The 7,446-nt window shown below is 46.9% G+C and carries 7 protein-coding genes and 1 tRNA gene; 5 read left to right on the top strand and 3 right to left on the bottom strand.

The window, feature by feature from the left end:
• Window positions 1-151: 151 nt before the first annotated feature.
• Window positions 152-1,393, bottom strand: a complete 1,242-nt coding sequence (locus Q7J27_10685) for an MFS transporter (GenBank protein ID MDO9529610.1) — start codon at window positions 1,391-1,393, stop codon at window positions 152-154.
• A 308-nt stretch (window positions 1,394-1,701) separates the two neighbouring features.
• Here Q7J27_10685 and Q7J27_10690 point away from each other — a divergent pair, with 308 nt between their 5' ends.
• From Q7J27_10690 to Q7J27_10710, 5 genes are all read left to right on the top strand, one after another.
• A complete protein-coding gene (locus Q7J27_10690; protein MDO9529611.1) occupies window positions 1,702-3,696 on the top strand; it encodes a DEAD/DEAH box helicase in 1,995 nt (664 codons plus the stop codon).
• A gap of 140 nt (window positions 3,697-3,836) precedes the next feature.
• Window positions 3,837-4,673: a substrate-binding domain-containing protein gene (locus tag Q7J27_10695; protein MDO9529612.1), complete on the top strand. Its 837-nt coding sequence runs from the start codon at window positions 3,837-3,839 to the stop codon at window positions 4,671-4,673.
• 11 nt (window positions 4,674-4,684) lie between these two features.
• Complete coding sequence (locus Q7J27_10700; GenBank protein MDO9529613.1) at window positions 4,685-5,377, top strand: ABC transporter permease; 693 nt, start codon at window positions 4,685-4,687, stop codon at window positions 5,375-5,377.
• 4 nt (window positions 5,378-5,381) lie between these two features.
• A complete protein-coding gene (locus Q7J27_10705) occupies window positions 5,382-6,386 on the top strand; it encodes an ATP-binding cassette domain-containing protein (protein ID MDO9529614.1) in 1,005 nt (334 codons plus the stop codon).
• A gap of 219 nt (window positions 6,387-6,605) precedes the next feature.
• Window positions 6,606-6,681: transfer RNA gene (locus tag Q7J27_10710), tRNA-Glu, on the top strand.
• A gap of 166 nt (window positions 6,682-6,847) precedes the next feature.
• On the opposite strand, the gene Q7J27_10715 is transcribed toward Q7J27_10710, so the two are convergent.
• Window positions 6,848-7,147: an HU family DNA-binding protein gene (locus tag Q7J27_10715; protein MDO9529615.1), complete on the bottom strand. Its 300-nt coding sequence runs from the start codon at window positions 7,145-7,147 to the stop codon at window positions 6,848-6,850.
• 78 nt (window positions 7,148-7,225) lie between these two features.
• A partial coding sequence (locus Q7J27_10720) for a hypothetical protein (protein MDO9529616.1) occupies window positions 7,226-7,446 on the bottom strand: 221 nt, incomplete at its 5' end.

The following is a 7,446-nucleotide window of genomic DNA, read 5'->3' on the forward strand; positions in this document are numbered from 1 at the left end:
GAATCACATGGAGCCCTCAAGACGTGATCGCCTGGTTTATGAAGCAGCGGCGTAACAAAGAAAAATCCAGAAACTCTTATAAGAAAAAATGGCTAAAGAATCATCCTACATAAACCACAACAACCGGCGTTGTAGTGTTAATTATGTGAATTTAATTTGCTCTTGGCTTCAGTGTTAAAACAAGGAGCGCAACGGCAATTAATATAATCAGGTTAAACTGCCATGCGTAGGCGTACGAACCAAATTTATCGTAGATCATGCCACCCAAGATGGGTCCAATACCACCCCCAAACCCCGCCACAAAGAATGTGAACATACCATAAGCCGATCCCAAAACATGCCGCCCAAAGCACTCGGCAATCAGAACCGGCATCATGGGAGCAAGTGACCCGTAGCCAAAACCAAAAACAACGGCATAAAGGAAGAGCAGTTTTGCCGTATTCGTTTTCCACAGTATAAACATTCCCGCCGCCATGAATAAAAAGCCCAGAGATGCCGAATATTTGGGATCTTTCATCCGGTCACTTAACCAGCCGAAGAAAAACCTCCCGAAAATACTTGCAACTCCGATAATTCCAAGGGACGAAGCGGCAACAACTTTTCCAATATTATTATCCAGAGCATAGGCCACCTGGTGCACAAAGGCCATCAATTCCGCCATAATTGCTAAACCGTAACAGATTACCAGAATCCAAAAACGGAAATCCGTGAGAACGGGCTTTAGTGAAAGTGATGGTTCATCTATAGCTCCATCCGGTTTTGATGCTACCTTAACAGCCCCTTCTCCATCAGGCAGTAAACCATAAGCCTCCGGTTTTGTTCGACCCATGAGTAATTGCGAAGGGAAAACAACCATAATAAATACTAAAACCCCGAGAAACATAAAACCGGTCTCCCAGCCGTAATTTTTTACGACATAGCCAGCTACCGGGGTCAGGGCCATGGTTCCGAAACCGATTCCCATCGAGGTAATACCGATAGCCACACCCCTCCTTTTAACAAACCATTTCCCTACATAGGAACTGCTAACAACCACACCGATACCGGCTGAGCCGGCGCCACATAATACCCCGTAAGTAAAATAAAATTGCCAGGGTGTTTTAACGAATCCTGCCAGGAGGAAACCGGCGGCGGCGATTATCCCGCCAATCGTCATAATCCATTTTGGGGCCATTCTGTCGAGCAGGCGGCCACTCAAAATTCCACTTATCGCATAGACCAGAATATTGATGGAAGCCCCTATGGAGATAACTGATCTGGACCACAGATATTCCTCTGCCATGGGTTTGACGAAAATGCCAAAACAATAGCGGGACCCATAGTTCATGCTCAAAATTAAAAAAGCACCCAGAACAATAAACCAGCCCCAGTATATGTCACTTTTTTCATTCATCGTTTCCTCTTTAACCCAAAAGCTCTTTAAAAGAGCGGAAACACTACTATCTCATCTTGCCCCTGTCAATCCTAAAACCGCTCAGACCTTTACCATAAATGGTATCTGTGATAGGTATTGAAAAATTCAGCCACTAAATCACTAAGACACAAAAGATAACTTTGAGTATTAGGTATTTTAATTATAATATAATCTTGGTGTCTTGGTGGCTAAATAGAAAAACGGTTAAAATGAAACGCTACTATTCAAAAAAAAGAGCCCCAAAGAAATATGACGGAAGACGTAAAAAGCCAGAACTTCCAGGAAGAATGAAGCCGGAAGCAGAGGCAGTGCTTCGTGACATCTTTTCAAGAATAGGGAGGCCACCTCTGGCACCTTTCACCCCGGATCCTTTTCAGCTAAAGGCAATTAAAGCCATAAAAAGGACTGATTGTCTGGTAATGGCACCTACCGGTGCTGGAAAGACATGGATTGCCGAAGAGGCAATTGCACATACCTTTGAAAGAGGAGGCCGCTCGTGGTACGCATCCCCCCTGAAGGCACTGACCAATTCCAAATGGGTAGAATTCGGGCATCGTTTCGGAAGCCATAATGTCGGTATTCTGACAGGGGACACAAAAGAGAACGTCGACGCGCCGATCGTGGTAGGGACAACGGAAATCCTGAGAAACCAACTCTATGATGTAATGCACACGGGTAACGACTTAAATTGCGACCTGGTCATACTGGATGAAGCGCATTTTCTGGGTGATGAAGATAGGGGGGTTGTATGGGAAGAGGTGATGATCTACCTCCCTGCAAGGATAAATCTCCTGATGTTGTCTGCAACTGTCGGAAACGGCTACACGATATCTGCGTGGCTCAGCTCTATACGAGAAAAGGAATGCGTGGTAATTAAAGAAGAGAAAAGGCCTGTTCCGCTTTACCCTCTTTTTCTACATCCCTCCGGCAAGATAAAGCCCTACCTGGACAAGAAAAAGCTCTACAGCAAGGTAAGGGTTTTCATGGAAGACAAATCGACTCGACGCTACAGGCAATCACGTACACTTCTCCCTTTTGGTGAAATCATCCAGGTGCTGGCAAGATTTAAACTGCTTCCTGCCATTTTCTTTCTTAAATCACGTTCTGAATGTGATGCGGCCCTGGCCACCTGCGGGCAATCCCCAAAACATTACGAGGAAAAGTCTTTTAATGATGAGCTCGCACACATCCTTGATCGTTTCCCCTACATGAAAAACCACAAGCAACTGTATAATCTCCGTTTTTCACGGGTGGGTGCACATCACGGGGGACAGCTCCCTGCCTGGAAATTTTTGATTGAAACCATGATGAAAAAGGGGGATCTGGATGCAATATTCGCCACAACCACAGTTGCGGCCGGCGTCAATTTCCCGGCACGGACGATTGTCATCTTCAATTCAGATCAGTTCAACGGTCGCGAATTTATTCCTTTAAACGGTACGGAATTTCACCAGATGACCGGACGAGCGGGAAGACGAGGACAGGATAAGATCGGTTTCATGCTGGCCGTTCCCGGAAGGTTTATGGATATAAAACATATACAGAACCTGCTATTCGCAAAGCCGGAAGATATCAAAAGCCAGATAAAAAACGATTTTTCAATGGTACTCAATCTCCTTTTGTCACATACCCCGGAGGATATCAGGAATATCTTTGAAAGGTCACTTGCCGCTTTTCAACAGAAAAAAGGCGACAGCGCGGAGTCGAACCTGTGGAATGATTTTCAGAAACACTTAGCATTCTTAAAAACAGAGGAATTTGTCGATGAACAGGATCGGCTGACAGAGGATGGTATCTGGGCTTCAAGATTGCGACTTGACCAGCCACTGCTCATCGCCGAGTGTCTGAGGAATGACGCTTTCCCGAAAGATGATGAAAGACTTTTAGCCGCGGTTATTGCCCCGTTTGTTTACGACGGTGACCAGGAAATAAAGATATATCAAAAAAGTGTCCCCAAAAAGCTGAAGGCCGCATACGACAAAATCCTTTCAGCGATTAGTCCAATCTCTGAAAAGATGATGAAAGCCGGATTTGCAGTCAATCCTCCCAAATTCTGGACCAGTGTAATCCTCTACGACTGGGCAGGAGGAGTTGAGTGGGATACAATCATTGAAGAGCGGGGATTTGCAGATGGTGACATGGCCATGCTAATATTGAGAACCGCCGACAACCTGAAGCAGATTGCCTCGTTAAAAGAATCACACCCGAACATCGCAGCGCTTGCAGAAAAGGCACGGGAGGCAATACTGAGAGAGCCAGTAGGTTTTGAATACAACCATTAACGAGTTAAAAAACCTTCCCCTGGCAGGCATAAGCGCTAACTTAATGGACTAATGAAGGGTGGTTGTTATGCTGGACTAAATTCTTGCATCTCTCTGGAAAAGTTGATAGAAACCAACGCCTGACAGGAAAGGAATAAACAATGAAATTTAAAAAATATTTAGGATTAGTTCTGGTCGTCTTCTTTCTTTTATCCTCTTTCTCCCCTGCTCTTGCGGGAGAGAGACTGAAGCTTTCCACCACTACCAGCACCGAGAATTCAGGACTGCTCTACGTCCTGCTTCCCCCTTTTGAAAAAATGTTCAACTTGAAAGTAGATGTCGTTCCCGTCGGGACGGGCAAGGCCCTGAAGCTGGCGGAGAACGGGGATGTGGATGTCACCATGGTTCATGCACGCTCCCTTGAAGACAAATTTGTGGTCGAGGGCTACGGCGTCAACCGCAGAGATGTAATGTATAACGACTTCGTGATAATAGGGCCCGGGTCCGATCCGGCGGGAATTAAAAAGGCCAAAACTGCTGCTGAAGCATTCAAGCTGATCGCCGGAAAGAGGGCTGTTTTCGTATCACGGGCGGACAGATCGGGGACAAACGTGAAAGAGCTTACGATATGGAAAGCGGCGGGCATAAACCCGTCCGGCAGATGGTATCTTGAGTCAGGTAAAGGTATGGGAGCGGTTTTGACTATGGCTGACGAAAAGAGGGCATATACAATGACGGATCGGGCGACCTATCTGTCATTTATCGGAGGGAAGAAAATCAGCCTCCCTGTCCTGTTTGAAAGAGATCATGTTCTCTTTAATCCTTACGGCATTATCGCCGTCAATCCTGCGAGGCATTCTCACGTAAATTATGTGAAGGCCATGGCCCTAATCGGCTGGGTTACCTCACAGGAGGGACAGAAGATCATCAAGGAATTTGGAAAAGAAAAGTTCGGCCGGCCCCTTTTCATTCCGGTAGCCGTGCCTGATCCTCAATAGGCGGAAAAGATATGGAATACATCCTGGGTGGCATAGAAGAGGCCTTGAAGTTAATCCTTTCCCTGGATAGAGATGTCTTCAGCTCAGTTCTTCTCTCTTTGAGGGTTTCTGCCACTGCCATCCTCTTTTCTTCCCTGGTAGGAGTTCCTCTGGGTTTTCTCATTGGAGGTAGCGAGTTTTGGGGCAAAAAAGTGCTCATCACCATATTTAATACTCTTTTGGCCCTTCCCACGGTAGTCGTAGGACTTCTGGTCTATTCCTTCATATCCCGTCAGGGTCCTTTGGGTCCTTTGGGGCTCCTTTTTACCCCTAACGCGATGGTGATTGGTCAGTTTATACTGGCTACACCCATAATCGTCGCACTAACCATATCCGCCACCCAGGGAGTAGACACAAGGGTGCGGCTTACTGCCATGACCCTTGGAGCCGGTCCCCTCCAGACTGCATTGACCGTCCTGTCGGAAGCAAGGTTTGCCCTGATGGCCGCTGTAATTGCCGGATTTGGCAGGGTAATCGCCGAAGTAGGCTGCGCCCTGATGATAGGAGGAAATATCAAGGGGTACACACGGATTATAACTACCGCCATAGCTTTGGAGACATCCAAGGGTGAGTTTGGATTTGGTCTCGCCCTGGGATTTATCCTTCTTATTATGGCCTTTTCTGTAAATATACTTTTCCACTACGCCCAGTCGAAGAGAGGTTGAAGAAATGGAGTCTTCGCAATATGAGATTAGCAACCTGACGAAGGTCTATAACGGTAAAACGGTGCTCGACATTCCCCGCCTCGCTATCAAAAAAGGATCGATCTTCGGGGTGATGGGACCGAATGGCGGAGGAAAGACCACTTTTCTCTCTATCATCTCCCTCCTTCTACCCCCCACTTCGGGCAAGGTCTACTTCGAGGGAACGGATACAGATCATGCCGATAAAGGTTCGCTCAGGCAGAGAATGACCCTGATCCTGCAAAATCCCTTCCTCTTCAACACCACGGTGGAGAAAAACATTGCTTACGGTCTGAGGCTTCGCGGAATTGACAGAAAAGACAGAGAAAAAAAGATAGAGGAGAGCTTGAATCTGGTCGGGCTCAATGGCTTTGGAAAGAGGAGGGCAAGAGAACTTTCCGGAGGGGAAATCCAGAGAGTGGCCATTGCCAGAGCCATAGCGCTGAACCCTGATGCATTGCTTCTCGATGAACCTACCGCCAACATAGACCAGGGAAGTGTGAATGTCTTAGAGAGAATATTGAAGGATTTGAATCAGAGGTTCGGCACTACTATTATCCTTGCCACCCACGATATAAATTACGCCTACCGCCTCTCCGATGAGGTGATTCATCTATTCGAGGGAAGGATGGCAAGGTCTCCCATAGAAAACCTGTTCAGAGGAAGCATTAAAAAGGAAAAAGGCCTTTTCCTTTTTGATACGGGCAGGATAAAGGTTGCTGTCCTTTCTGAAAGGAGTGAGTCAAACTTCATCTCCATCCCGCCTCAAGATATCATTATCTCCTTAAGTCCGGTATCCACCAGCGCCCGCAACTCATTTTCCGGCAATATCACCCAGATGTCCGACGCGGGAGATGCCGTCACTCTGGAAGTCGATGCAGGTGAGCGGTTACGGGTAAAAGTTACAAAGAAATCCTTTCAGGAGATGGGGTTAACTATAGGATCTTCTGTCTATTTGAACTTTAAAAGTTCCAGCGTTGAGGTCTTCTAAGTGGGATGATGCATCAATTTATTGGAAGCAGCAGGTCAGAATCAGTCGAAGCTTTCCGCCCACAGGGCGGGGCTTGCAGGGTGCGCTCCCGGTCAACGGAGAAGTGTTTTTCCTTGACGTGACCTTAAATAGACATTCCCAACAGTTTCCATAGATTATAATTCCTCTTGACATCCTGACACATAACAATATATAAGCGTCTACTTTACACTATATCGCGTCCCCATCGTCTAGTGGCCTAGGACACCGGCCTTTCACGCCGGTAGCCGGGGTTCGACTCCCCGTGGGGACGCCAAGTCAATTACGGAAAAGCCCTGCTCGCCAGGGCTTTTCTTATTTGTAAAGATTGGCGGGCTGTATTCCACTGCTATCCTGTCTGGATTGGATTGTGATGGAATGTATGAATTTGGAAAGGAAAAGGCGTTTTTGTTACGGCGCGGCTTCCTCAAATTGTCAGAAGACTATTTAACCGCTTCTTTCAGCGCTGAACCCGGTTTGAACTGAGCAACCTTACGGGCGGGGATGGTTATCTCATCTCCTGTCTGAGGGTTTCTGCCTTTCCTTTCCGCCCTTTCTTTTACCGCGAAAGTGCCGAAGCCGGGGAAAGTTACCTTTTCACCATTAGACAACAATTCGGTCAATTCATCTGTGACGGTGTCGAGAACCTTCGCCGCCTCACTTTTGCTGATTCCTGACTTCTCCGCTATTTTCCCTACAAATTCTGCCTTAGTCATACTTGCTTCCTCCTGATAAGATTTTATTGATTTGTCCAACAGCACCGCGAACAATTAGCCGGACTTGATAGGCCATTGAAGCCACCGGGCCTGTTCGGTGGTGGCTTATGCCTCATCGAATGTAAATCCTTTTTCAGTAAAGAGTTTCAGGCAGACATCTACCACCTGAGAATCATAAAGAATATCTTTGTTCTGTGATATTTCCTCCAACGCCTCTTCTATTCCCAGGGCCGGCCGGTAAGGCCGGTGAGAAGCCATTGCCTCAACGACATCAGCCACACCTATGATCCTTGCTTCCAGAATAATCTCTTCACCTTTAAGACCCT

This window comes from Syntrophales bacterium, from assembly GCA_030655775.1.
Lineage (GTDB): Bacteria > Desulfobacterota > Syntrophia > Syntrophales > JADFWA01 > JAUSPI01.